This is a genomic window from Mycobacterium zoologicum (genome assembly GCF_020181635.2).
GTDB classification, from domain to species: Bacteria; Actinomycetota; Actinomycetes; order Mycobacteriales; family Mycobacteriaceae; genus Mycobacterium; species Mycobacterium zoologicum.
In genome coordinates this window covers 48,695-72,305 of the sequence record NZ_JAYJJS010000023.1, presented here as the reverse complement: position 1 = coordinate 72,305, position 23,611 = coordinate 48,695, and the positions used below count along the sequence as shown (strand labels likewise).

General features: G+C 68.3%; 21 protein-coding genes. 18 read left to right on the top strand and 3 right to left on the bottom strand.

Going from position 1 to position 23,611, the window contains the following annotated elements; genetic code table 11:
* Nucleotides 1-151 precede the first annotated feature (151 nt).
* The 10 genes from K6T84_RS17710 to K6T84_RS17665 are packed head-to-tail and all read left to right on the top strand — an operon-like array spanning nucleotide 152 to nucleotide 12,292.
* Nucleotides 152-598 carry a hypothetical protein gene (locus K6T84_RS17710; protein WP_224861072.1) on the top strand — a complete coding sequence of 149 codons (447 nt, stop codon included), beginning with the start codon at nucleotides 152-154 and terminating at the stop codon, nucleotides 596-598.
* 13 nt (nucleotides 599-611) lie between these two features.
* On the top strand, nucleotides 612-2,138 hold the full coding sequence (locus tag K6T84_RS17705) for a class I adenylate-forming enzyme family protein (RefSeq protein ID WP_225400267.1): 1,527 nt from the start codon (nucleotides 612-614) through the stop codon (nucleotides 2,136-2,138).
* Between the two features lie 14 nt (nucleotides 2,139-2,152).
* Complete coding sequence (locus K6T84_RS17700) at nucleotides 2,153-5,224, top strand: acetyl-CoA carboxylase family protein (protein WP_225400266.1); 3,072 nt, start codon at nucleotides 2,153-2,155, stop codon at nucleotides 5,222-5,224.
* Nucleotides 5,225-5,252: 28 nt separating this feature from the next.
* The gene (locus K6T84_RS17695) at nucleotides 5,253-6,431 is read left to right on the top strand and encodes a DNA recombination protein RmuC (RefSeq protein WP_225400265.1); all 1,179 of its coding nucleotides are present in this window, start codon (nucleotides 5,253-5,255) and stop codon (nucleotides 6,429-6,431) included.
* A gap of 42 nt (nucleotides 6,432-6,473) precedes the next feature.
* Nucleotides 6,474-7,106, top strand: a complete 633-nt coding sequence (locus K6T84_RS17690) for a TetR/AcrR family transcriptional regulator (RefSeq protein ID WP_224865839.1) — start codon at nucleotides 6,474-6,476, stop codon at nucleotides 7,104-7,106.
* A complete protein-coding gene (locus K6T84_RS17685) occupies nucleotides 7,103-7,918 on the top strand; it encodes an SDR family oxidoreductase (RefSeq protein ID WP_224861064.1) in 816 nt (271 codons plus the stop codon). The genes K6T84_RS17690 and K6T84_RS17685 overlap by 4 nt, the downstream gene beginning before the upstream one ends.
* An 11-nt stretch (nucleotides 7,919-7,929) precedes the next feature.
* Nucleotides 7,930-9,156 carry an acyl-CoA dehydrogenase family protein gene (locus K6T84_RS17680; protein ID WP_224861062.1) on the top strand — a complete coding sequence of 409 codons (1,227 nt, stop codon included), beginning with the start codon at nucleotides 7,930-7,932 and terminating at the stop codon, nucleotides 9,154-9,156.
* Nucleotides 9,153-9,923, top strand: a complete 771-nt coding sequence (locus K6T84_RS17675; protein WP_225400264.1) for an SDR family oxidoreductase — start codon at nucleotides 9,153-9,155, stop codon at nucleotides 9,921-9,923. Before K6T84_RS17680 ends, K6T84_RS17675 begins: the two co-directional genes overlap by 4 nt.
* Nucleotides 9,916-10,941: a phosphotransferase family protein gene (locus K6T84_RS17670; RefSeq protein ID WP_224861058.1), complete on the top strand. Its 1,026-nt coding sequence runs from the start codon at nucleotides 9,916-9,918 to the stop codon at nucleotides 10,939-10,941. Before K6T84_RS17675 ends, K6T84_RS17670 begins: the two co-directional genes overlap by 8 nt.
* Nucleotides 10,942-10,948: 7 nt before the next feature.
* Nucleotides 10,949-12,292, top strand: a complete 1,344-nt coding sequence (locus K6T84_RS17665) for an MFS transporter (protein ID WP_225400263.1) — start codon at nucleotides 10,949-10,951, stop codon at nucleotides 12,290-12,292.
* Here the strand turns inward: K6T84_RS17665 and K6T84_RS17660 are convergent.
* On the bottom strand, nucleotides 12,289-13,029 hold the full coding sequence (locus K6T84_RS17660; protein WP_224861054.1) for a dienelactone hydrolase family protein: 741 nt from the start codon (nucleotides 13,027-13,029) through the stop codon (nucleotides 12,289-12,291). The genes K6T84_RS17665 and K6T84_RS17660 overlap by 4 nt on opposite strands.
* A 43-nt stretch (nucleotides 13,030-13,072) precedes the next feature.
* Here K6T84_RS17660 and K6T84_RS17655 point away from each other — a divergent pair, with 43 nt between their 5' ends.
* The 7 genes from K6T84_RS17655 to K6T84_RS17625 all read left to right on the top strand — a co-directional run bounded on the left by K6T84_RS17655 (nucleotide 13,073) and on the right by K6T84_RS17625 (nucleotide 19,838).
* Entirely contained in the window at nucleotides 13,073-13,873 is an 801-nt protein-coding gene (locus tag K6T84_RS17655; RefSeq protein ID WP_224861053.1) for a thymidylate synthase, read from the top strand.
* A complete protein-coding gene (locus tag K6T84_RS17650; protein ID WP_224861051.1) occupies nucleotides 13,870-14,352 on the top strand; it encodes a dihydrofolate reductase in 483 nt (160 codons plus the stop codon). The genes K6T84_RS17655 and K6T84_RS17650 overlap by 4 nt, the downstream gene beginning before the upstream one ends.
* Nucleotides 14,349-15,551 (top strand): winged helix-turn-helix domain-containing protein, encoded by a 1,203-nt coding sequence (locus tag K6T84_RS17645; protein WP_224861049.1) that lies wholly within the window; start codon nucleotides 14,349-14,351, stop codon nucleotides 15,549-15,551. The genes K6T84_RS17650 and K6T84_RS17645 overlap by 4 nt, the downstream gene beginning before the upstream one ends.
* 76 nt (nucleotides 15,552-15,627) lie before the next feature.
* Nucleotides 15,628-16,323, top strand: a complete 696-nt coding sequence (locus tag K6T84_RS17640) for a sensor domain-containing protein (RefSeq protein WP_329786712.1) — start codon at nucleotides 15,628-15,630, stop codon at nucleotides 16,321-16,323.
* 139 nt (nucleotides 16,324-16,462) lie between these two features.
* A complete protein-coding gene (thyX, locus tag K6T84_RS17635; protein ID WP_224861045.1) occupies nucleotides 16,463-17,215 on the top strand; it encodes an FAD-dependent thymidylate synthase in 753 nt (250 codons plus the stop codon).
* Between the two features lie 31 nt (nucleotides 17,216-17,246).
* The gene (gene dapA, locus K6T84_RS17630) at nucleotides 17,247-18,149 is read left to right on the top strand and encodes a 4-hydroxy-tetrahydrodipicolinate synthase (RefSeq protein WP_225400262.1); all 903 of its coding nucleotides are present in this window, start codon (nucleotides 17,247-17,249) and stop codon (nucleotides 18,147-18,149) included.
* Nucleotides 18,150-18,155: 6 nt separating this feature from the next.
* Nucleotides 18,156-19,838, top strand: a complete 1,683-nt coding sequence (locus tag K6T84_RS17625) for a ribonuclease J (protein WP_225402028.1) — start codon at nucleotides 18,156-18,158, stop codon at nucleotides 19,836-19,838.
* Here K6T84_RS17625 and K6T84_RS17620 read toward each other — a convergent pair.
* On the bottom strand, nucleotides 19,835-20,644 hold the full coding sequence (locus tag K6T84_RS17620; protein ID WP_225400261.1) for a mycofactocin-coupled SDR family oxidoreductase: 810 nt from the start codon (nucleotides 20,642-20,644) through the stop codon (nucleotides 19,835-19,837). The genes K6T84_RS17625 and K6T84_RS17620 overlap by 4 nt on opposite strands.
* A gap of 3 nt (nucleotides 20,645-20,647) precedes the next feature.
* Nucleotides 20,648-20,962, bottom strand: a complete 315-nt coding sequence (locus K6T84_RS17615) for a putative quinol monooxygenase (RefSeq protein WP_225400260.1) — start codon at nucleotides 20,960-20,962, stop codon at nucleotides 20,648-20,650.
* 65 nt (nucleotides 20,963-21,027) lie between these two features.
* On the opposite strand from K6T84_RS17615, the gene K6T84_RS17610 reads away from it, so the two are divergent.
* Nucleotides 21,028-23,610, top strand: a complete 2,583-nt coding sequence (locus tag K6T84_RS17610; RefSeq protein WP_225400259.1) for a DNA translocase FtsK — start codon at nucleotides 21,028-21,030, stop codon at nucleotides 23,608-23,610.
* Nucleotide 23,611: the final 1 nt, after the last annotated feature.

The window sequence follows — 23,611 nt, the reverse complement described above, 5'->3', positions numbered from 1 at the left end:
GGAAACCGCCCTGAACAGCAGAAAAGCGCCCACGAAAACCCGTGGAGCGCCACATATATTCGACTATACACGGATCTCCGACAGGCCGCTTAAAAGCTCGGCTAGGTCGTAGGGTGACCCGAGTAGGTAGCGCGAAAGGAGCGACACGACGATGCCCACCTTGCTGAGCATGGCGCTGGGTGCCGCACCGGTGTTCGGTGGAGCCCTGGTCACCGCGGCCGCCGGTCAGTTCAAGGGCCCGGACCTGCGTGGCCTGATCAAACAGGACCTCGATCTGCTGGACCGGATCCCGGCCGATCAGGTGGAGCGTCGGGCGCGTCTGCAGCGCACCGTCGACGAGCGGATCGACGACCTGGTCGCGGCGTCCGACCGCAACCGGGCATTGCGGACCGCGGCGCTGTCGTATCAGGGCAATTGGCGTGACCTGGTGCTGTTCGTGTGTTCGCTGTTGTTCACCTACGTCTGGTGGCACATCAGCCATGAGCGCGGCAACTGGTTGCCCATGTTCGTGGTGCTGATTCTGGCGTGCGTGCTGACCGCCGGTTATGCGCTGCGCGGGACGATTCGCAGCCTGGCGCATCGCCGACAGGCCCGGTGAGGAAGGGCTGTTCATGGCAGACGTCATCGAGATTGCACGCAGTCACAACCCTTTTCCGTCCGCCGGGGTGGTGCGCGATGGCAACGGCGTCCCGCGCTACGAGCAGCTGCCCGCGACCCTGCTCAACGTCCTGGCAGAACAGGCCGAGCAGCGGCCGGACAGCGAAGCCGTGGTCGAATTGGGCGCAGGGTCGCTGACCTACCGGCAGCTGTGGCAGCGGGCGGCCCGGGTGGCCGGCGGTCTGCGCCAGCAGGGCCTTGGGCGCGGTGACCGGGTCGCGGTGCGCTATCCGGCGGGGCTGGACTGGGTGCTGGCGTTCTGGGGAACACTGATGGCCGGCGGTATTCCGGTGGCCGTCAATATCCGTTCGGCCGCACCGGAGGTCGACTTCGTGCTGGGCGACGCCGGGGTGCGGGTGGACCTGGGACCCGGCACCGCACTTCCCGACGGCCAGCCCTACGTGGCCGACGGGCTCGAGCAGGCCGACGCCGCCGCGCTGTTCTACACCTCCGGAACCACCGGGCGTCCCAAGGGCGTGCCCACCACCCACCAGGCCTTCCTGACCAACGCCGAGAACATGGTGCGCTCCATGGGCCAGTCCCGCCAGGTCGGTGAGCAGTTGCGCACGTTGATCTCGGTTCCACTGTTCCACGTCACCGGATGCAACTCGCAGCTGCTGACCGCCGCCTATGCCGGTGGTGCGGCGGTGATCATGCCGGAACTGAACCTTCCGGAATTGGTCACTGTTCTTTCTGGGCAACGGATTTCGTCGATGATCACCGTTCCCGCGGTGTACGCCCTGCTGCTGCGGCACCCCGAGTTCGCACACGCCGACGTGTCAGGGGTGCGGTGGGTCGGCTACGGCGGGGCCCCGACGGCACCGGTACTGGTGCGCGCGCTGCGCGACGCCTTCGGTGCGGCAACGGTGTTCAACGGCTACGGTATGACCGAGACCGCCTCTCTCATGACGGTGCTGCCCGATGGCGAGGCGGTCGAGCACGCGGACTCGGTCGGCTACGCGGTGCCCTCGGGTGACATCGGCATCGCCCCGCTGGGCGAGGAGGCGGGTGTCGGGGAACTGGTGGTGCGCGGCGCGAATGTGATGCGCGGCTACTGGAATCGCCCGGAGGCCACCGCCGCCACCATCATCGATGGGTGGCTGCACACCGGCGACGTGGTGCGCGTCGACGACGCCGGCCGGGTGCACATCATCGATCGGCTCAAGGACATCATCATCCGCGGCGGCGAGAACATCTCCAGCGTCGAGGTGGAGGCCGCGCTGCTGTCGGCACCAGGGGTCGCCGATGCCTGCGTGCTGGCGGTACCCGACGACGTGATGGGCGAGAAGGTCGGCGCGGTGCTGGTGGGCGATGACCTCGACGTCGCCGCGGTGCTTGAGCACTGCCGCACAGAATTGGCGGACTTCAAAGTTCCGCAATACATCACGATCCATGCCGACGCGCTGCCCCGCACTGCCAGCGGGAAGGTGCTCAAGGGTCACCTGCGTCAGCGGGTGCGGTGGGGTGCCCCGCTGCGTTGAATACCACTGCTGCTGTGACGAAAACGGTATTGATCGCCAACCGTGGTGAGATCGCGTTGCGGATCATCCGCACCGCAACCGAATTGGGCTTTTCCTCGGCCGCCGTCTATGCCGAGGACGACGTGGACAGCCCGCACGTATCGGCAGCCGACGTCGCCGTCGGCCTGCCCGGCACCGGTCCGGCCGCCTACCTCGACGTCGCGGCCGTCTTGGCCGCAGCGGCGAAGTCCGATGCCGCCCTGATCCATCCCGGATATGGATTCCTGTCGGAGAGCGCCGAATTCGCGCGGGCCGCTGCCGCAGCGGGACTCATTGTCCTCGGACCCGGACCCGAGGTGCTCGCCGTCTTCGGTGACAAGTCGGCGGCGCGGCGGGCCGCGGTCAAGGCAGGTCTGCCGGTGCCCGCGGCCACCGAAGGTGCGGGCACCGTCGGGCAGATCCGCGAGTTTCTCGGCGCCCACCCCGGCGGGATCATGCTCAAGGCGCTCGCCGGAGGCGGAGGGCGGGGGATTCGCACGGTCCGCGACGCCGGTCAGATCGAGGACGCCTACCGGTGGTGCGCCGCAGAGGCCCGTCTCGGGTTCGGTGCCGCGGAGGTGTTCGCCGAAGAGATCATCGACGCCGCACGCCACATCGAGGTGCAGATCATCGCTGACGGGGTGCACGCCCTTGCGGTGGGCGACCGCGACTGCAGCATTCAGCGGCGCTATCAGAAGCTGATCGAGATCGCCCCCGCGCCAGGAATTTCCAGCGAGCTGCGCGACGCGCTGTACGACGCGGCCGTCCGACTCTGCGTCGACGTCGGATATCGGGGCCTGGCGACCGTGGAGTTCCTGGTCACACCCGACCGGTTCGTCTTCCTTGAGGTCAACCCACGAATCCAGCTGGAACACACCGTCACCGAGGCGGTCACCGGACTGGATCTGGTGGCCGTGCAGTTCCAGATCGCCGAGGGCGCTGCGCTGGGGGACATGGCGCTGTCGACCGAGGCGCGAGGGATCGCAGTCCAATGCCGGGTCAACACCGAATCGACCGGCACCGTGTCGGCGTTCACGCCACCGAGTGGGCCCGGGGTGCGAGTCGACGCCTATGCGCGCCCGGGGCTGAGAATCGGCGCCCGCTACGACCCGCTGCTGGCCAAGGTGATCACCCACGTCCACGGCGACTCGCTCGCCACCGCGCTGCGCAAGGCGCGAACTGCGCTGGCGGAGTTCGCCATCACGGGCATCGGCACCAATATCGGACTGCTGCAGGCCATTCTGGCTCACGATGACCTGGCCTCCGGGTCGGTCACGACGGGGTGGCTGGACCGGCAGTTGCCCACGCTGGTGGGAGACCTGAGGCCCGACATCGAGGAGTACCGGCCCGGCGAGCAGCTTCTCCGCGCGCCCATGGCAGGCACGATCGTCGAGGCCGGACCCGACGGCGTCGTGCTGGAGGCGATGAAGATGCAGCACGTGCTCGCCGCTCCCGCCGGCACCCGCACCCTGCGCACGCTGGTCGACCCGGGGCAGGTCGTGAACGCGCGCGAACCCGTGCTGGTGTTCGTGGCAAGCGACGAGCAGTCCGCGGAGGGGGCCGATGCGGGCCCGGCGCTCGATTCTCCACGAGCCGACCTCGACGAGGTCGCCGACCGGCACCGCCTCACCCGGGACGAAGGCCGACCCGAGGTGGTCGCCAAACGACACGGGCTGGGCCGGCGCACTGCCCGGGAGAACATCGCCGATCTGGTCGACGCAGACAGTTTCGTCGAATACGGGGCGCTGGCGGTGGCAGCGCAGCGCAGCCGGCGCTCAGATGAGGACCTGATCGTCAACACACCGGCCGACGGGCTGGTTGCCGGACTGGCGACCATCGACGCGGTACCGGTGGCAGTGGCCTCCTACGACTACACCGTGCTGGCCGGCACCCAGGGTATGCGCAATCACGTCAAGACGGATCGGCTGTTCGAGGTCGCGGCCCGCCGAAAGCTGCCCGTGGTGCTGTTCGCCGAAGGCGGCGGTGGGCGTCCCGGGGATACCGATGTCGCGGGCATGGCCGGGCTCGATCTCATGACGTTTCGGTCGCTGGCCGCATTGAACGGCCGAGTTCCGCTGGTGGCCATCGTGTCTGGTCGCTGTTTTGCCGGTAACGCGGCGTTGGCCGGGGCGTGCGACGTGATCATCGCGACCCCGGAGGCCAACATCGGCATGGGTGGTCCGGCCATGATCGAAGGCGGCGGGCTGGGGGTCTTCGCACCCGAGGAGATCGGGCCGATCGGGGTGCAGCGCCGCAACGGGGTGGTGGGCCTGGCCGCGGCCGACGAGGTCGATGCGGTGACGCTGGCCAAACGTTATCTGTCCTACTTTCATGGCGCGGCCACCGACTGGCGCGCGCCCGACCCGCGGCTGTCCCGGCATGTGGTGCCGCAGAACCGGTTACGGGCCTACGACGTGCGCCGGGCCATCGAAGCGATCGTCGACGTCGATTCGGTGCTGGAACTGCGGTCCGACTACGGAGTCGGGATCGTCACCGCACTGGTGCGGGTGCATGGCGTCGCCTACGGACTCCTGGCCAACAACAGCCGTCATCTCGGTGGTGCCATCGACGCGGAGGCGGCCGACAAGGCGGCTGACCATCTGACGCTGTGCGAGTCGTTCCGGCTGCCGGTGCTGACCCTGTGCGACACACCGGGTTTCATGGTCGGCCCCGACGCCGAACGCGACGCCACCGTGCGCCGGTTCAGTCGGATGTTCATCGCCGGAGCACGACTGACGGTGCCGATGGGCATGATCGTGCTGCGTAAGGGCTATGGACTGGGCGCCATGGCGATGGCCGGCGGGTCGTTTCACGCCCCGCAGTTCACCGTCGCCTGGCCGACCGGCGAGATCGGCGGGATGGGGTTGGAAGGCGCGGTGCGGCTCGGCTTCCGCAAGGAGCTGTCCGAGATCGCTGACCCGCAGCAGCGGCAGAAGCTCTTCGACGACCTGGTTGCGGCGGCCTACCGGCGCGGGCGCGCGCTGAGCGCTGCAATGACGTTCGAACTCGACGACGTCATCGACCCGGCGGACACGCGGGCGTGGATCGCGCGGCTGCCTGACGGGTGATGTCAGAGGGTCGCGCTACGGTGCGCCCATGGACACAGCCCTGCTGATCCTCCTGACCGCTCTGGCCATGCTGGCGGTGATCCTCCAGCTCATGGTCCTGCTGCGTCCCGGCGGCGCGGCGATGGCACCCGAGCAGCTCGCGGCGTTGCGCGCCGACAACGAACGGGTGGAGCGCACCCTGCGCGAAGAACAGCACGCCGGGCGGGCCGAGCTCGCGCAGGCATTCCACCAGTGGCAGCAGACCCTGCACCGTTTCGGCGCCGGCCTCCAGGAGGCCCAGGAGAAGCAGGGCTACGTCCTGGACCGGCAGCTGGAGAAGATGCGCGCCACGGTGGACGAGAAGCTGCAAGCCACCCTGGAAACCCGGCTGGCGCAATCCTTCACCCAGATCTCCGAGCGTCTCGAGGCCGTGCAGCGCGGCCTCGGTGAGATGCAGAGCCTGGCCACCGGGGTCGGTGACCTCAAGCGGGTGCTGTCCAACGTGAAGACCCGCGGCATCTTCGGGGAGGCGCAACTGGCAGCCCTGCTGGCCGAGACGCTGACGCCGGAGCAGTACCTAACCAATGCCGTGACGGTGCCCGGCTCGAATGCGCGGGTGGAGTTCGCGATTCGGCTGCCCGGCGGGTCGGATGCCGCTGAGGTGCTGCTGCCGATCGACGCGAAGTTTCCGCGTGAGGACTTCGAGCGCCTCCTCGACGCGCAGGAGTGCGCCGACATCGCGGGGGAGGCCGCTGCGCGACAGGCTCTGATCCGGCGGATCGAGGCCGAGGCCGGCGACATCTGCGACAAGTACCTCGCGCCGCCACACACCACTGACTTCGCGATCCTGTTCCTGGCCACCGAGAGTCTGTACGCCGAGGTGCTGCGCCAGCCCGGCCTGTTCGAACGGATACAGGCCAAATACAAGGTCACTCTGGCCGGGCCGACCACGTTGGCGGCGCTGCTCAACAGTCTGCGGATGGGGTTTCGCACGCTGGCGATCGAGCAGCGCAGCTCCGAGGTGTGGCAGGTGCTCGGCGCGGTCAAGACCGAGTTCGGCAAGTTCGCGGCAGTCCTGGAGAAGACCCGCAAGCAGCTCGATCAGGCCCGCAACACCATCGAGAGCGCGGGCCTGCGGACCCGCGCCATCGAGCGCAGGCTGCGCGGTGTCGAGTCACTGCCGAATTCTTCCGGAGAGTGGGATGAACTTGACGTCGGATTCAGCTAAGCTGCCGGGGTGGAGTCCGTGCCTGCCGTGCCCCCTCGCCAGATGCCGGCGACGGTGCGCGGAGCACGCACCCGGGCGGCGCTGGTCGCCGCGGCCCGCAGGGTGTTCGAGCGCGACGGCTATCTCGACGCCAAGCTGACCGAGATCGCCAAGGTTGCCGGTTGCGCGACCGGCTCGTTCTACACCTACTTCACCAACAAGGACGAGATCTTCGCCGCGGTTCTCGAGCAGGCCCAGCAGGACATGATGCATCCGGGGATGGGCCGGGTCAGCGACACCGATGAACCGTATGCGGTGCTGGAGGCCAGTAACCGGGCCTACCTGGAGGCCTATCGGCGCAACGCCAAGTTGATGGGACTGCTCGAACAGGTGGCCCAGATCGATCCCAAGTTCCGGGCCTTCCGGGCCCGCCGTGCCGATGCGTTCATCCAGCGCAACGCCGCCGGGATCGCCGACCTGCAGCAGCGCGGCATCGCCGCCGCCGGGGTGGACCCGTTGCTGGCCTCGCAGGCGTTGTCGGGGATGGTCAGCCGGTTGGCGTACGGCATCTTCGTGGGCGGGGAGGGGTCCGAGGGTGTGGACTTCGACGCCGTTGTCGACACCGTCACCAGATTGTGGGCCAACGCCCTCAAGATGAATTCGGATTCAACTCGAGTGATAGGGACTTGCCCATGAAGGTTGCCGAACGGGTCGCGATCGTCACCGGCGGCGGAGGCGGTATCGGTGGGGCGGTAGCGACGGCGCTGGCCCGTGCCGGGGCCCGGGTGGTGGTGGCCGACCTCGACATCGAAGCCGCAACGGTGGTGGCCGATCAGATCAACGTGTCCGTGGCGGGCGCGGCGGTCGCCGCCGGCGGCGACGTTTCCGACACCGAGGTGATCCGGACACTGATCGAACTCGCCGAGCGCCACTTCGGGCCCGTCGACATGTACTTCGCCAATGCCGGCATCACCGGTGCTCCGGGACTGGAGGCCACCGACGGTGACTGGGACCAGGCCATCGACGTCAACCTGCGCTCCCACATCCGGGCGGCGCAGCTGCTGGTGCCCGGTTGGGTGCAGCGCGGCGCGGGCTATTTCGTCTCGACCGCGTCGGCCGCCGGACTGCTCACCCAACTCGGCGGAGCCGCCTACGCCGTCACCAAGCACGCCGCGGTCGGATTCGCCGAATGGCTCAACATCACCTACGGCGATCAGGGGATACGGGTCAGCTGCCTGTGCCCGATGGGTGTGAACACCAAGCTGCTGTTCGCCGGTGCGCAATCCGGTGACCCGGTGGGCGACCTTGCGACCCGGGCGGTCACCGCGGCCGGCGAGGTGCTCGAACCCGACGCCGTCGCCCAGGAAGTGCTCGCCGCAGTCGACGACGAACGCTTCCTGATCCTGCCGCATCCCGCGGTGCTGGAGATGTACCGGTTCAAGGGAACCGACTATGACCGCTGGCTGCGCGGCATGCGCCGCTACCAGCGAAGCCTGCTGGGCAACTGAAAGGAATCCGCATGTCGCTGTTTGAAACATCCGAACGTGCCAACAAGATTCGGGCCGACCTGCTCGAATTCATGGACAGCCATATCTACCCGGCCGAGCCGGTCTACGAGAAGCAGATGGCGGAGTCGGGCGACCCGCACTTTCAGCCGCCGATCATCGAGGACCTCAAAGCCGAGGCACGCAAACGCGGTCTGTGGAACCTTTTCCACCCGCACGCCGAGTGGGGCCCGGGGTTGACCAACCTGGAATACGCGCCGCTGGCCGAGATCATGGGCCGCAGCCCGCACCTGGCCCCGGAGTCGACCAACTGCGGTGCACCCGACACCGGCAACATGGAGGTGTTCACGCTGTTCGGCAGCGACGAACACAAGGAGAAATACCTCAAGCCGCTGCTGGACGGCACCATCCGTTCCGCGTTCGCCATGACCGAGCCGCAGGTGGCGTCCTCGGATGCCACCAACGTGCAGCTGTCGATGGCCAAGGACGGCGCAACCGGCGATTACATCCTCAACGGACGGAAGTGGTTCGCGTCCAATGCATTGCACGCCAACTGCAAAGTGATGATCGTGATGGGCAAGACCGATCCCGACGCAGCCACCCACCGGCAGCAGTCGATGATGGTGGTGCCCATCGATGCGCCCGGCGTCACGGTCATGCGCGGGTTGACAGTCTTCGGCTACCAGGACCGCGAAGGCCACGCCGAGATCGATTTCAAAGACGTCCGGGTACCGGCCAAGGATGTGCTCAAGGGCGAGGGGGAGGGCTTCGCGATCGCCCAGGCCCGCCTCGGTCCGGGGCGCATCCACCACTGCATGCGCTGTATCGGCATGGCCGAGCGGGCACTGGAACTGATGTGCCGGCGGGCGAATTCGCGGATCGCATTCGGCAAGCCGATCAGTGCCAACTCCAACATCCGCGACTGGATCGCCGAGGCACGCATCGACATCGAGATGATCCGGCTGCTCACGCTCAAGGCGGCCTATCTGATGGATACCGTCGGCAACAAGGCCGCCCAGGTCGAGATCGCCGCGATCAAGGTGGCCGCACCGAACATCGCGTTGACCATCGTTGACCGGGCGATCCAAGTGCACGGCGCAGGCGGCGTCACCGAAGACTTCCCGCTGGCCGCGTTCTGGGCGCACCTACGCACGCTGCGACTCGCCGACGGCCCCGACGAGGTACACAAACGCGCGATCGCCCGGCAGGAACTCCGCAAATACCTCCAGGACGTCCGATGACAGATCTGAAGGGACGCACCGCGATCGTCACCGGCGCATCGCGCGGGATCGGGTTGGCGATCGGGCAGCGGCTGGCCGAAGCGGGCGCCAACGTGGTGCTCACCTCCCGGGACCAGGAAAGCGCCGACGCCGCCGCAGCTCAGGTCAACGGCAACGCAATCGGGGTGGCCGCGCACGTCGCCGAAGACGGCGCCGCGCGGAATTGCATCGACCTCACCATGGAGCGCTTCGGCAGCGTCGACATCCTGGTCAACAATGCCGGCACCAACCCGGCCTTCGGCCCGTTGATCGACCAGGACCACGCCCGGTTCGCCAAGATCTTCGACGTCAACCTGTGGGGTCCGTTGCTGTGGACGTCGCTCGCAGTCAAGGAATGGATGGGCGAACACGGCGGCACGGTGGTGAACACGGCCTCCATCGGCGGGATGAGCTCGGCGCCATTGATGGGCATGTACAACGCCACCAAGGCCGCGCTGATCCACATCACCAAACAACTCGCGCTGGAACTCTCACCGGGCGTGCGGGTCAATGCCGTCTGCCCCGGTGTGGTGCGGACCAAGCTGGCCGAGATCCTCTGGAAGGAGAACGAGGACGGCATGGCCGCGGCGATGCCGCTGGGCCGGATCGGTGAGCCTGTCGACATCGCCGAGGCGGTCGCCTTCCTGGCTTCGGACGCGGCGAGTTGGATCACCGGCCAGACACTGGTGATCGACGGCGGCCAACTCCTCGGCGGCGCTGCGGCATTCAGGTCGGGCGCTGATGGCTGACGTGGTCGGCGTGGACCCGGTGATGGTCGCGCGCTGGATTGCACAGCTGGGTATACCGGTCACGCGCCCGCTCAGCTTCGAGCGGATCGGTATCGGTCAGTCGAACCTGACCTATCTGGTCTGCGACGCGGCCGACCACCGATGGGTGCTGCGGCGGCCGCCGATGGGGCAACTGCTGGCATCGGCTCACGACGTCGCCCGGGAGGCGAGGATCCTGACCGCCCTGCAGGAGGCCGATGTGCCCTCTCCGCGGGTGTACGGGCTCACCCGCGATGCCGAGGACGTGCCGCTGCTGTTGATGGAATACGTCGACGGGGTGGTGGTCGATCGGATGTCGGTGGCCGAATCGCTTACGCCGCAGCGCCGCCGCCAGATCGCGCTGTCCATGGTGGAGACACTGGTCAAGATCCATGCCGTCGACATCGACAAGGTCGGCCTGGACGACTTGGCCAGCCACAAACCGTACGCCCAACGTCAGCTCAAGCGTTGGTCCGGGCAATGGGAGCTGTCCAAGACCCGCGAGTTGCCCGCACTCGACGACCTGACCCGGCGGCTGGTTGCCGCGGCGCCGCCGCAGCACGAACTGACACTGGTGCACGGCGACTTCCACATTCGCAACGTGATCACCTCGCGTGCCGGTGGTGCGGTCACCGCGGTGCTGGACTGGGAGCTGTCCACCCTCGGTGATCCGCTGGCCGACATGGGCAGTCTGTTGGCGTACTGGCCGCAGGCCGGTGAGGAGCACATCGCCGGCGAATTCGTCGTAACCACGCTGGACGGCTTCCCGGACCGGGCCGAGATGGCCCGGGTGTATCTGGAGCGCACCGGACGCGACGCGGCCAGCCTGGCGTTCTGGCACGCGCTGGGTCTGTGGAAGGTGGCGATCATCGCCGAGGGGATCGTGCGGCGGGTGCTGAACAATCCGGAGAACCGGGCGGCGTCGGGGACGCCGCTCACCGGTTGGATCGACGCGCTGGTACACCAGGCCCGCAAGGTTGCCGACGACGCGGGAATCTGAGCGGGGGATGACCCGCAGGATCGCGCTGGCGTCGATGATCGGCACCACCATCGAGTTCTACGACTTCTACGTCTATGCCGCCGCGGCCGTCACGGTATTTCCGTACCTCTTCTTTCCGCAGGGAAATCCGACCGTGGCGCTGCTGGCGTCGTTGGCGACGTTCGGCCTGGCCTTCGTGGCCCGGCCGGTGGGCTCGGTCCTGTTCGGCCACTTCGGTGATCGGCTGGGCCGCAAAACCACCCTGGTCGCCTCGTTGCTGGTCATGGGTGTCGCCACATTTGCGATCGGGGTGCTGCCCACCTATCACCAGATCGGTCTGCTCGCACCGGTTCTGCTGGCTGTGCTGCGGTTCAGTCAGGGCGTGGCGCTCGGCGGGGAATGGAGTGGTGCGGCACTGCTGGCCACCGAGAACGCCAAACCGGGCCGGCGCGCGATGGCGGGGATGTGGCCGCAATTGGGCGCGCCGCTGGGTTTTCTGCTCGCCACCGTGATGTTCCTTTTCCTGTTACACAGCCTCGGGCCGGCCGCCGACGGGCAGGACGGACCGTTTCTCGCGTGGGGCTGGCGGATACCGTTTCTGCTCAGCGTGGTGATGGTGGGCGTCGGGCTCTATGTTCGGTTGCGACTCACCGAGACTCCGGTCTTCGCCCAGGCTGTCGAGAGCGGTCAGCGGGTCAGCGCGCCGATAGCAGAGGTGTTCCGGGGCAATTGGCGTCAGCTGATCATCGGAACGCTGGTGATGGTGGCGACCTACACGCTGTTCTACACCGTGACGACGTGGACGCTGAGCTACGGCACCACCAAACGTCCACCCGCCGGAACCGGACTCGGGTACAGCTACGCGGAATTCCTTGGACTACAGGCGATTGCGGTGCTGTTCTTCATGGCGGTGCTACCGCTGACCGGCGCGCTCGCCGATCGATACGGCCGGCGTCCGGTGCTGCTGGTGTTCACCTCCGGAATCGTGCTGTACGGAACCACCTTCGGCGCGTTCTTGAAGCCGGACAGTTCCACCGGCGCGGTGCTGGCCTTCCTGATCGTCGGAATGGCGTTGATGGGGTTGTCGTTCGGGCCGATGAGTGCGGTGCTGCCCGAACTGTTCCCGCCCAACGTCCGCTACACCGGCTCAGGGGTGTCCTACAACGCGGCGAGCATTCTGGGCGCGGCGGTGGCGCCGTTCATCGCCACCTGGCTGGCCACCGAGCACGGGGTGCGGTGGGTGGGTGTGTACCTGTCGACGGCGGCGGCATGCTCGTTTGTCGCGCTGCTGGTCATGCGCGAGACCAAAGACACCGCGTTCGGTGAGGTCACGATCGCCGACCATCTCGGGGACGCCCTGCACCCGGGCTAGCCGCCGAGCGCGGCGCCGAACACCTCGCGCAACGCCGCCCAGTGCCGGGCCGACGCGTCGGCGTCATAGGGCGCGTTGTCGGGGACGGCGAAGCCGTGCTCGGCGGGATAGAACTCGACGGTGTGCTCAACGCCGGCCTCGGCCAGCGCCTCGTCCAGCGTCGCTGCGTGGGCCTTGGTGAACGCGCCGTCGTTCTTGGCGCCGGCCACATATACCCTGGCCCGCATCTTCTCGGCCAGCAGGTGCGGGCTGTCCGGTGTGTCGGTGACCAACCCACCGCCGTGGAACGACGCCGCTGCGGCAACCCGCTCCGGGACACGCCCGGCCACCACCACCGAGGTACGCCCGCCCATGCAGTAGCCGCACACCCCGAACCGATCACCGCGGACCTCCGGACGCCCGGCCAGATAGTCGAAGAACGCCCCGGCATCGGTGACCATCCGATCCTGCGTCACCTGGCCGATCATCGAGAACAGCCGGGCGCGCTCCTTGGCGTCGCCGAATACCGTCCCCATGTCGAACGGCGCCCAGCCCGGATGGCGGTAGTAGACGTCGGGCAGCAGCACGGCGTAGCCGAACCCGGCCAGCTCGGCGGCCATGCCGTCGAAGGTGTCGCGGACACCCCCGGCGTCGACGTACATGACGACGCCGGGCCACGGGCCCGGACCGTCGGGGGTGAACAGCTTGGCCGGGCAGCTGCCGTCGGGCGTGGTGATGGTGTCGCTGATTGCGGGCATGGCTTCCGTTGTACTCCGCCCGATCACCGCTAGGCTGGGCGACGTGCCGATCGCGACCCCGTATGAGGACCTGCTGCGGCTGGTGCTGGCGCAGGGCACCCCCAAGGCCGACCGCACCGGTACCGGCACCCGCAGCCTGTTCGGTCACCAGCTGCGCTATGACCTGTCCGCCGGATTTCCGCTGATCACCACCAAGAAGGTGCACCTCAAATCGGTGATCTACGAGCTGCTGTGGTTTCTGCGCGGTGACTCCAACATCGACTGGCTCAACGAGAACGGCGTCACCATTTGGGACGAATGGGCTTCCGAGACAGGCGATCTCGGGCCGGTCTACGGGGTGCAGTGGCGGTCTTGGCCGACCCCGTCCGGTGAGCACATCGACCAGATCGCGCGCGCGGTCCAGTTACTGCGCACCGACCCGGATTCGCGGCGCATCATCGTCTCGGCGTGGAATGTCAGCGAACTGGACAAGATGGCGCTGGCCCCGTGCCACGCCCTGTTCCAGTTCTACGTCGCCGACGGCCGGCTGTCGTGTCAGCTGTATCAGCGCAGCGCGGACCTGTTCCTCGGGGTGCCGTTCAACATCGCCAGCTATGCGTTGCTCACGCATATGATGGCCGAACAGGCCGGGTTGGGTCTGGGGGAGTTCGTCTGGACCGGCGGCGACTGCCACATCTACGACAACCACCTCGAACAGGTCCGCGAGCAGCTGTCCCGCGAACCGCGCGCTTACCCGGAACTTGTTCTGGCGCAGCGGGATTCGATCTTCGATTACACGTTCGACGACATCGAGATCCGTGGCTACGACCCGCACCCGGCGATCAAGGCGCCTGTGGCGGTATGAGCAAGCTCGCGTTGATCTGGGCCCAGTCGGTGTCCGGGGTCATCGGGCGCGACGGCGGCATCCCGTGGCGGCTGCCCGAAGACCAGGCGCGGTTCAAAGAACTCACCCTGGGCCGCCGGGTGGTGATGGGCCGGCTGACCTGGGAATCGCTGCCGGCGAAGGTGCGGCCGCTGCCCGGGCGGGCCAATGTGGTGGTGACCCGGCAGCCCGACTACGTCGCCGACGGCGCCGAGGTGGTGCCCACGCTGGATGCGGCGGTGGCCGGTGCCGAGACCTGGGTGATCGGCGGCGCGCAGATCTACACGCTGGCACTGCCCGACGCCGACCGTTGCGAAGTCACCGAGATCGACATCGACCTGGCACGCCAGGGCGGCGATGCGCTGGCCCCGGCGCTCGACGACGGCTGGTCGGTGCACAAAGGGCAGTGGCTCACCAGTGCGGCGGGGCTGCGTTACCGGTTCTGCAGCTACCGTCGGTGACGCCGTCATTGACGGCCGCCCAGGCGCGCCGGATCGCTGTTGCCGCACAGGGATTGGCCGAGACCAAGCCGCGCGCCGAGGTCAGTCGGGCGCACCTGAGGCGGCTGATGTCGCGTATCCAGGTCCTGCAGATGGACTCGGTGTCGGTGGCGGTGCGTGCTCATTACGCACCGGTGTTCAGCCGGCTGGGCGGCTATGACCGCGCGGTGCTGGACCGCGCCGCCTGGAGCCACAGCGCACGTTCCCCGCGGCTGCTGGTCGAATACTGGGCGCACGAGGCGGCGCTGGTCGCCGTCGACGACTGGCCGCTGCTGCGGTGGCGGATGCGCCAGTACACCCGGGGCCGGTGGGGCAATGTGGCGCCCAACCCGCGACTGGCCGACGCGATCGTCGCCGCGGTGACCGAGCTGGGTCCGGCTACCGCCGGGCAGATCGAGGAGCACCTGGCGGGCCGGCCCAAACGGGGCAAGGGCACCTGGTGGAATCGCAGCGAGACCAAATGGGTGGCCGAGGCGCTGTTCGCCGCGGGGGTGCTGACCACCGCCACCCGGGTCGGCTTCGCCCGGCACTACGACCTGGTCGCCAACGTGCTGCCGGCGCAGGTGCTGGCCCGCGAGGTCGACGACGACGAGGCGGTGCGGGAGCTGGTACTGCGGGCCGCGGGTGCACTCGGGGTGGCCACCGAGGCGGACTTGCGTGACTACTTCCGGCTGTCAGCCGCCCAGACCAAGCCGGCGATCGCGCAGTTGGTCGCCGCCGGTGAGCTGGAACCGGTGCAGGTCGCCGAGTGGGGAGCCGCCGCGTATCTGCGTGCCGGGCAATCGATTCCGCGGACCGACCGCGGTACCGCGCTGCTGTGTCCGTTCGACCCGCTGATCTTCTTCCGGCCCCGCGTGCACCGGCTGTTCGATTTCCACTACCGCATCGAGATCTACACGCCCGAGCCGAAGCGGCAGTACGGCTACTACGTGTGGCCGTTCCTGCTGGACGGTGAGCTGGTTGCGCGGGTCGACCTCAAAGCCGACCGGCAACACGATGCCCTGCACGTAGTCGGGGCGTTCGCCGAAGGGGGGCAGTCGCGTCCGCGGGTTGCCGACGCGCTGGTGGCCGAACTCGAGTCCATGGCGTCCTGGCTGGGCCTGAGCCGGGTCACCGTGGGCAGCAGCGGCGACCTGGCAGGACCGTTGCGCCGACGCTAGGGTGGCGACCGGGAGCTGATCGGCGACACTGAGGGCTGGCGCGCCGATCCGGGGTCAGGGATGCCGAGGTGATCGAATGCGGATTCTTGGTGCGTGGGTGCTTGTTGTCGCGGGCGTTATACCGGCCGCTGGATGTGGCAGTCACGAACCAACAGTCCTGCCCAGCGCCACATCGTCGGTGCCCACCACCACGGCCGTCGTGCCCGTCGCCGAGGACGCCCTGCGTGCCCTGCTGCTCACCCCCGAGCAGATCAATCCGATCATGGCGGCGACCGACATGGCCGTCACCCGCACCCACACCGCCCTGTCGGACGACAGCGCCACCATGCAGCCCCAAGAATGCCTGGCCATCGACGGTGCGGCCCAGGCACCGGTATACGCCGACAGCGGCTACACCGGGGTGCGGGAACAGGCGCTGAGCGAGGGCGACGATTTCGAGCACTTCGCCGAACAGGCCGTCATCGCGTTTCCGTCGGCCAAGCAGGCTGCCGCCGTCTTCGCCGCCGCCGTCCAACAATGGCCGGCCTGCCACGAATACAGCCACCTGCAGAGTGGCACCACCTGGACCGCCGGACCCATCACCAACGTCGACGGCATGTTGAGCACGGTCGCGACCCAAGACAATGCGGGCAACGACGTGAGCTGGGCCTGCGGGCGGGCGTTGACCGTGGTCAACAACGTCGTGGTCGACGTCAACACCTGCAGCGCGGACCCCAAGGACACTGCGGTGGTCATCGCCGGGCAGATCGCCGCGAAGGTGCCGAACGGCTGACGTTCTGAACCGGATCCTGTGCAAGACCTGTTCGTACACGCGCGCCCCGGCCCGGATCTGAACTTCCTGCGCGCGCTGGTGCCCTACGAGTGGGCGCGGTGGCACTGACACCGGGCCGGCACGCCTTAAGGTGATTGCCGTGGCCGAAAAGGCGCCGCTGCGCGTGCAACTGATTGCCAAGACCGACTTCATTCCGCCGCCGGACGTGCCGTGGAGCACCGACGCCGACGGCGGCCAGGCGCTGGTCGAGTTCGCCGGGCGGGCCTGTTACCAGAGCTGGTCGAAGCCCAACCCGCGGACCGCCACCAACGCCACCTACCTCAGGCACATCATCGACGTGGGGCACTTCTCGGTGCTCGAGCACGCCTCGGCGACGTTCTACATCACCGGTGTGTCCCGGTCGGCCACTCACGAGCTGATCCGGCACCGGCACTTCTCGTTCTCCCAGCTGTCGCAGCGCTACGTGCCCGAGCCGGACGCGCGGGTGGTGGTGCCGCCCGGCATCCAGGACGACCCGGAGCTGCAAGAGATCCTGACCGAGGCCGCTGATGCCAGCCACGCGGTCTACACCGAGCTGATGGCCAGGCTGGAAGCCAAATTCGCAGACCAACCAGGGGCGCTGCTGCGGCGCAAGCAGGCTCGCCAGGCCGCCCGCGCGGTGCTGCCCAACGCCACCGAGACCCACATCGTGGTGACCGGCAATTATCGGGCATGGCGGCACTTCATCGCGGTGCGGGCCAGCGAGCATGCCGACGTCGAGATCCGCAGGCTGGCCGTCGAGTGCCTGCGGCAGCTGGTGGCGCTGGCCCCGGCGGCATTCGGGGACTTCCAGATCAGCGCCCTGGCGGACGGCACCGAAGTCGCCACCAGTCCGCTGGCCACCGAGGTCTGAGCCGGGCGGAAGGCCAGGTAATCTGGACGCCGTGAGCAGCAGCGGATTCGACGCCAAGGCGCAGTTGGGCACCGTTGTGACCGCGATGGTGACACCGTTCAGCGCGGACGGTTCAGTGGACACCGACGCCGCCGCCCGGCTGGCGAATCGCCTGGTCGACGCGGGCTGCGACGGACTGGTGGTCTCCGGGACCACCGGTGAGTCGCCCACCACGGCTGACTACGAGAAGCTCACGCTGCTGCGCGCGGTGGTCGAGGCCGTCGGGGACCGGGCCCGCGTCATCGCCGGTGCCGGCAGCAATGACACCGAACACAGCGTCCGGCTGGCCGAGGCCTGCGCCGGGGTGGGCGCGCACGGACTGCTGGTGGTGACGCCCTACTACTCGCGGCCCTCGCAGGCAGGTCTGCTCGCGCATTTCACCGCGGTAGCCGACGCCAGCGCCCTGCCGGTGATGCTCTACGACATCCCGGCCCGCTCGGTGGTGCCGATCGCACCGGACACCATCTTCGAACTGGCCGAGCACCCGAACATCGTCGCGATCAAGGACGCCAAGGGTGACCTGCACGCCGCCGCACAGATCATGGCCGAGACCGACCTGGCCTACTACTCCGGCGATGACGCGCTCAACCTGCCGTGGCTTGCGATGGGGGCCACCGGCTTCGTCAGCGTGATCGGGCACTTCGCCGCCGGACAGTTGCGCGACATGCTCACCGCCTACCAGTCCGGCGACGTCGACATCGCGCGCAAGATCAACGTCGAGATCGCGTCGCTGTCCAACGCGATGGCCCGCACCGGCGGGGTGACCTTCGTCAAGGCCGGCCTGCGACTGCAGGGCGTCGACGTCGGTGACCCGCGACTGCCGATGGTGCCGGCGACCGCGGTCGAGGTCGACGAACTCGCCGTCGACATGCGTGCCGCCTCGGTGCTGCAGTAGGTGCCGGTGAATGAGGACCTCAAGCCACCGGAGCCGCTGACTCCGGGTGGCCTGCGCATCACGGCGCTGGGCGGTATCAGCGAAATCGGCCGCAACATGACCGTATTCGAGCATCTCGGCCGGTTGCTCATCATCGACTGCGGGGTGCTGTTCCCCGGGCACGACGAACCGGGCGTCGACCTGATCCTGCCGGACATCCGGCACATCGCCGACCGGCTCGACGACATCGAGGCGCTGGTGCTCACCCACGCCCACGAGGACCACATCGGCGCGATCCCGTTCCTGCTCAAGCTGCGGCCCGACATCCCGGTGGTCGGCTCGAAATTCACCCTGGCCCTGGTCGCCGCCAAATGCCGCGAACACCGCATCAAGCCGGTGTTCCAGATAGTGGCCGAAGGCGAGCGCAGCACCCACGGGGTGTTCGAGTGCGAGTACTTCGCCGTCAACCACTCGATCCCGGATGCGCTGGCGATCGCGGTGCACACCGGCGCCGGCACCGTGCTGCACACCGGCGACATCAAGCTCGATCAGCTGCCGCCGGACGGACGTCCCACCGACCTGCCCGGCATGTCGCGCCTCGGCGACAAGGGCGTGGACCTGTTCCTGTGCGACTCGACCAATGCCGAGATTCCCGGCGTCGGGCCCAGCGAGAGCGAAGTCGGGCCCACCCTGCACCGGCTGATCCGGGGCGCCGAGGGACGGGTGATCGTGGCGTGCTTCGCCTCGAATGTGGACCGGGTCCAGCAGATCGTCGACGCCGCGGTGTCCCAGGGCCGCCGGGTGTCGTTCGTCGGACGGTCGATGGTCCGCAACATGGGCATCGCCAAAGACCTGGGCTTTCTGCGGGTGCAGGACTCGGATCTGATCGACATCGGGGCCGCCGAGATGATGCCGCCGGAGAAGGTCGTGCTGGTCACCACCGGAACCCAGGGCGAGCCGCTGTCGGCGTTGTCGCGGATGTCGCGCGGCGAGCACCGGTCGATCACCCTGACCGCCGGCGACCTGGTGGTGCTGTCGTCATCGCTGATCCCCGGCAACGAAGAGGCCGTCTACGGGGTGATGGACGCCCTGGCCAAGGTCGGCGCCCGGGTGGTCACCAATGCCCAGGCGCGGGTGCATGTCTCCGGGCACGCCTACGCCGGCGAACTGCTGTTCCTCTACAACGGTATTCGGCCCCGCAACGTGATGCCGGTGCACGGCACCTGGCGGATGATGCGCGCCAATGCCGCGCTGGCCGCCCGCACCGGGGTGCCGCAGGAGTCGATCCTGTTGGCCGAGAACGGCGTCAGTGTCGACCTGGTGGCAGGTGAGGCCGGCATCGCCGGGGCGGTTCCGACCGGCAAGATGTTCGTCGACGGGCTGGTCGACGGCGACGTCGGTGACGCGACGCTGGGGGAGCGGCTGATCCTGTCGTCGGGTTTCGTCGCGGTGACCGTGGTGGTGCGCCGGGGGACCGGCAAGCCGGTGGCGCCCCCACATCTGTATTCGCGGGGTTTCTCCGAAGACCCCAAGGCGCTGGAGCCTGTGGCCCGCAAAGTCGAGGCGGAACTGGAATCTCTTGCTGCAGAACAGATCACCGATCCGACCCGGATCGCCCAGGCCGTCCGTCGCACGGTGGGCAAGTGGGTCGGCGAAGTTTACCGGCGTCAGCCGATGATCGTGCCGACGGTGCTCGAGGTCAACGGCTAGCGCTTGTTGATGTAGCCGGCGTCCACCGGCAGCGTCACACCGGTGATGTAGCGGGCCGCATCGGACACCAGCCAGTACGCCGCGTTGGCGACGTCTTCGGGTTGCAGCACCTGCACCGGCAACGCGTTGCCCATATCCGGTCCGCCCTGGGGGTCGATGCCCTCCAGCCATTTCCGGGTGAACTCGTTGTCGATCATGGGTGTGAGCACACCGGCCGGATGTACCGAATTAACCCGAATGCTGTGCGGCGCAAGCAGGTTGGCGTAGACCCGCATCAGTCCCACGATGCCGTGCTTGGCGGCGGCGTAACCCAGAGATCCTGCGGCGGGAGCGGCCAGGCCGACCAGCCCGGCCACCGAGCTGACCAGCACGATCGACCCGCCGTCCCCTTGGGCGATCATCGGCTTCATCGCCACGTCGACGGTGTGGTAGATGCCGGTGAGGTTGACGTCGATCACGTCCTGCCAGGCGTCCTCGCCTGCCATCGGAGCGATTCCGGCGTTCGCGATCACGATGTCGAGCCGGCCGAGTTCGTCCATGCCGGCCTGCAGCGCGGTGGCCAACCCGGCGCGATCGCGGACATCGGCGGTGGTGGCCACAATTCGGGAGCCGGTGTCCTGCACCAGCTTGACGGTGGCCGCCAGATCCTCCGCGGTGGCCAGCGGGTAGGGCACGCTGGCTATCTGGTCGCACAGATCGACGGCGATGATGTCGGCGCCCTCGGCGGCCAGCCGCAGCGCGTGGGCGCGGCCCTGGCCACGGGCGGCACCGGTGATGAATGCGACCTTGCCGTCCAGCGTCCCCATGCTCTAGGCCCGCAGCCGGCCCTTGGCCGGGTCGCCGGCCGGAACCGGTTGCAGCATCTTGATGTCGGGCGGGCCGGCCAGGTGCTCGCTGAGGCTGCCGAACAGCCCGGCGACCGCGGGTGCTGCGGAGTGGGCCTTGAGCGCGTCGGCGTCGGCCCACTGCTCGACGAAGACGAAGGCGCCGTCGGTCTCGTGCAAGGAGTACAGCTGGCAACCGGGTTCATCGTGGACTTGCGGCACCGCCTTGGTGCAGATTTCGCGGACGGCTTCGACCGATTCCGGCTTGACGGCAAATGTGGCGATGATGACCACGGGCATGTGCGGCTCCTCGACAGGCGGGGGGTTTCTCCGGCCACCTTACTCAGCGCGAATCGGCCTGTGAGATGAACCAATGCGCCGGGGCCAGTGTGCCTTATGGTGCAGATGAGGCTATTGCGACTACGCTTGCCGATATGGCTAGTAAGACCACTAGTAGGGCTCCCGCACGTTCCGGCACCCGAACGACCAGGTCAAAGGCCGGCGCCAAAGGTGGATCGCGGCCGACACGTGCCCGGCAGCCGGCCAAAACCCGCCGCCCAGCACAGCAACACTCCTGGCCGGTGGCCGCCGGGCTGGCCGGCGGACGGATGGCGCGCGCAACCTGGCTGATGATGGCCAAGGGCGCCGGCGGGGCAGCCCGATCGGTGGGCCGCGCACACGACATCGACCCGGGACACCGCCGTGACGGCATCGCGCTGGCCCTGCTGGGTCTGGCCGTGGTGACCGCAGCAAGCTGCTGGCTGGACGCCGCGCGCCCGGTCGGGGCATGGGTCGACACCGGCCTGCGCACATTGATCGGTGGCGCGGTGATGCTGCTCCCGCTGGCCGCGGCCGCCGCCGGTGTCCTGTTGATGCGCACCGAGCCCGACCCGGAGACCCGGCCCCGGCTGATCCTGGGCTCGGTGATGGTCGCGCTGCCGATCCTGGGCCTGTGGCACCTGTGGTCGGGCTCGCCGCAGAGCCCCGACGGTCGTCTGCACGGCGCCGGCTTTGTCGGATTCGCCATCGGTGGGCCACTGGCGGACGGGCTGACCCCGTGGATCGCCGCGCCGCTGCTGTGCATCGGGGTGCTGTTCGGAGTGCTGCTGCTGACCGGCACCACCCTGCGCGAGGCGCCCGAGGCGCTGCGCACGATGTTCCGCGGCGCCTACGACGATGACGACTACTACGACGACTACGGCTACGGCCAAGGCGACGACTATGCCGAGGATTACGACGACGGCTACGACGATCAAGCCTTCGTCGACGAGGGTGCCGCTGCCGCAGCCGACGAGCCGGCCCCGGACTGGCAGGCGCGCACCCCGCTGGACAACTACCCACTCGACGAGGCGCCCGCCGAGGCGCCGGCCAAGCCGGCCCGCCGCAAGGCGCCCAAGGCCAAGCCCGCCAAGTCCAACGACACCGTCGTCCTGGACCGCGTGGTGGAAGGCCCCTACACGCTGCCGTCGCTGACCCTGCTCGTCGCGGGCGATCCGCCCAAGACGCGCACCGTCGCCAACGAACAGATGGCCGACGCGATCACCTCGGTGCTCGAGCAGTTCAAGGTCGACGCCGCGGTCACCGGCTGCACCCGCGGTCCTACCGTCACCCGCTACGAGGTGGAGCTGGGGCCCGGTGTCAAGGTCGAGAAGATCACCGCGCTGCAGCGCAACATCGCCTACGCGGTGGCCACCGAAAGCGTGCGGATGCTGGCGCCCATCCCGGGCAAGTCCGCCGTCGGCATCGAGGTGCCCAACTCCGACCGTGAGCTGGTGCGGCTGGCCGACGTGCTGACCGCGCCGACCACCCGCGCCGACCACCATCCGCTGGTGATCGGGCTGGGCAAGGACATCGAGGGCGACTTCATCTGCGCCAACCTGGCCAAGATGCCGCACCTGCTGGTGGCCGGCTCCACCGGCTCGGGCAAGTCGAGCTTCGTCAACTCGATGCTGGTGTCGCTGCTGGCGCGGGCCACCCCGGAAGAGGTCAGGATGATCCTGATCGACCCGAAGATGGTCGAACTCACGCCGTACGAAGGCATTCCACACCTGATCACGCCCATCATCACCGAGCCCAAGAAAGCCGCCGCCGCGCTGGCCTGGCTGGTCGAGGAGATGGAGCAGCGCTACCAGGACATGAAGTCGTCGCGGGTGCGCCACATCAACGACTTCAACGACAAGGTGCGCTCCGGGGAGATCACCGCGCCGCTGGGCAGCGAACGGGTGTACCGGCCCTACCCCTACATCCTCGCGGTCGTCGACGAGCTCGCCGACCTGATGATGACCGCCCCGCGCGACGTCGAGGACGCCATCGTGCGGATCACGCAAAAGGCGCGGGCAGCCGGTATTCACCTGGTCTTGGCCACGCAGCGGCCGTCGGTGGACGTCGTCACCGGTCTGATCAAGACCAACGTTCCGTCCCGGCTGGCATTCGCCACCTCGTCGCTGACCGACTCCCGGGTGATCCTCGACCAGCCGGGCGCCGAGAAGCTGATCGGCATGGGCGACGGACTGTTCCTGCCGATGGGGGCCAACAAGCCGATCCGGCTACAGGGGGCGTTCATCTCCGACGAGGAGATCCAGGGCGTCGTCAACGCCTGCAAGGACCAGGCCGAACCCGAATACACCGAGGGCGTCACCGCGGTGAAGCCCAGCGGCGATCGCGCCGACGTGGACCCCGATATCGGCGACGACATGGACGTGTTCCTGCAGGCCGTCGAACTCGTGGTGTCCAGCCAGTTCGGTTCCACCTCGATGCTGCAGCGCAAGCTGCGGGTCGGGTTCGCCAAGGCGGGCCGGCTGATGGATCTGATGGAGACCCGCGACATCGTGGGCCCGTCCGAGGGTTCCAAGGCCCGTCAGGTGCTGGTCAAGCCGGACGAGCTGGCCGCGACGCTGATGCTGATCCGCGGCGGCGGCGAGCCGGAACCCGCCGACGATGATTTCTAGC

Bases quoted from the DNA above. Each gene is read 5' to 3' on its own strand.
- K6T84_RS17640 (WP_329786712.1), top strand. From the start codon at position 15,628: ATGCGGATTCTTGGTGCGTGGGTGCTTGTTGTCGCGGGCGTTATACCG.
- K6T84_RS17710 (WP_224861072.1), top strand. From the start codon at position 152: ATGCCCACCTTGCTGAGCATGGCGCTGGGTGCCGCACCGGTGTTCGGT.
- K6T84_RS17695 (WP_225400265.1), top strand. From the start codon at position 5,253: ATGGACACAGCCCTGCTGATCCTCCTGACCGCTCTGGCCATGCTGGCG.
- K6T84_RS17665 (WP_225400263.1), top strand. From the start codon at position 10,949: ATGACCCGCAGGATCGCGCTGGCGTCGATGATCGGCACCACCATCGAG.
- K6T84_RS17690 (WP_224865839.1), top strand. From the start codon at position 6,474: ATGCCGGCGACGGTGCGCGGAGCACGCACCCGGGCGGCGCTGGTCGCC.
- K6T84_RS17660 (WP_224861054.1), bottom strand. From the start codon at position 13,029: ATGCCCGCAATCAGCGACACCATCACCACGCCCGACGGCAGCTGCCCG.
- K6T84_RS17685 (WP_224861064.1), top strand. From the start codon at position 7,103: ATGAAGGTTGCCGAACGGGTCGCGATCGTCACCGGCGGCGGAGGCGGT.
- K6T84_RS17615 (WP_225400260.1), bottom strand. From the start codon at position 20,962: ATGCCCGTGGTCATCATCGCCACATTTGCCGTCAAGCCGGAATCGGTC.
- K6T84_RS17675 (WP_225400264.1), top strand. From the start codon at position 9,153: ATGACAGATCTGAAGGGACGCACCGCGATCGTCACCGGCGCATCGCGC.
- K6T84_RS17650 (WP_224861051.1), top strand. From the start codon at position 13,870: ATGAGCAAGCTCGCGTTGATCTGGGCCCAGTCGGTGTCCGGGGTCATC.
- K6T84_RS17680 (WP_224861062.1), top strand. From the start codon at position 7,930: ATGTCGCTGTTTGAAACATCCGAACGTGCCAACAAGATTCGGGCCGAC.
- K6T84_RS17705 (WP_225400267.1), top strand. From the start codon at position 612: ATGGCAGACGTCATCGAGATTGCACGCAGTCACAACCCTTTTCCGTCC.
- K6T84_RS17610 (WP_225400259.1), top strand. From the start codon at position 21,028: ATGAACCAATGCGCCGGGGCCAGTGTGCCTTATGGTGCAGATGAGGCT.
- K6T84_RS17620 (WP_225400261.1), bottom strand. From the start codon at position 20,644: ATGGGGACGCTGGACGGCAAGGTCGCATTCATCACCGGTGCCGCCCGT.
- K6T84_RS17670 (WP_224861058.1), top strand. From the start codon at position 9,916: ATGGCTGACGTGGTCGGCGTGGACCCGGTGATGGTCGCGCGCTGGATT.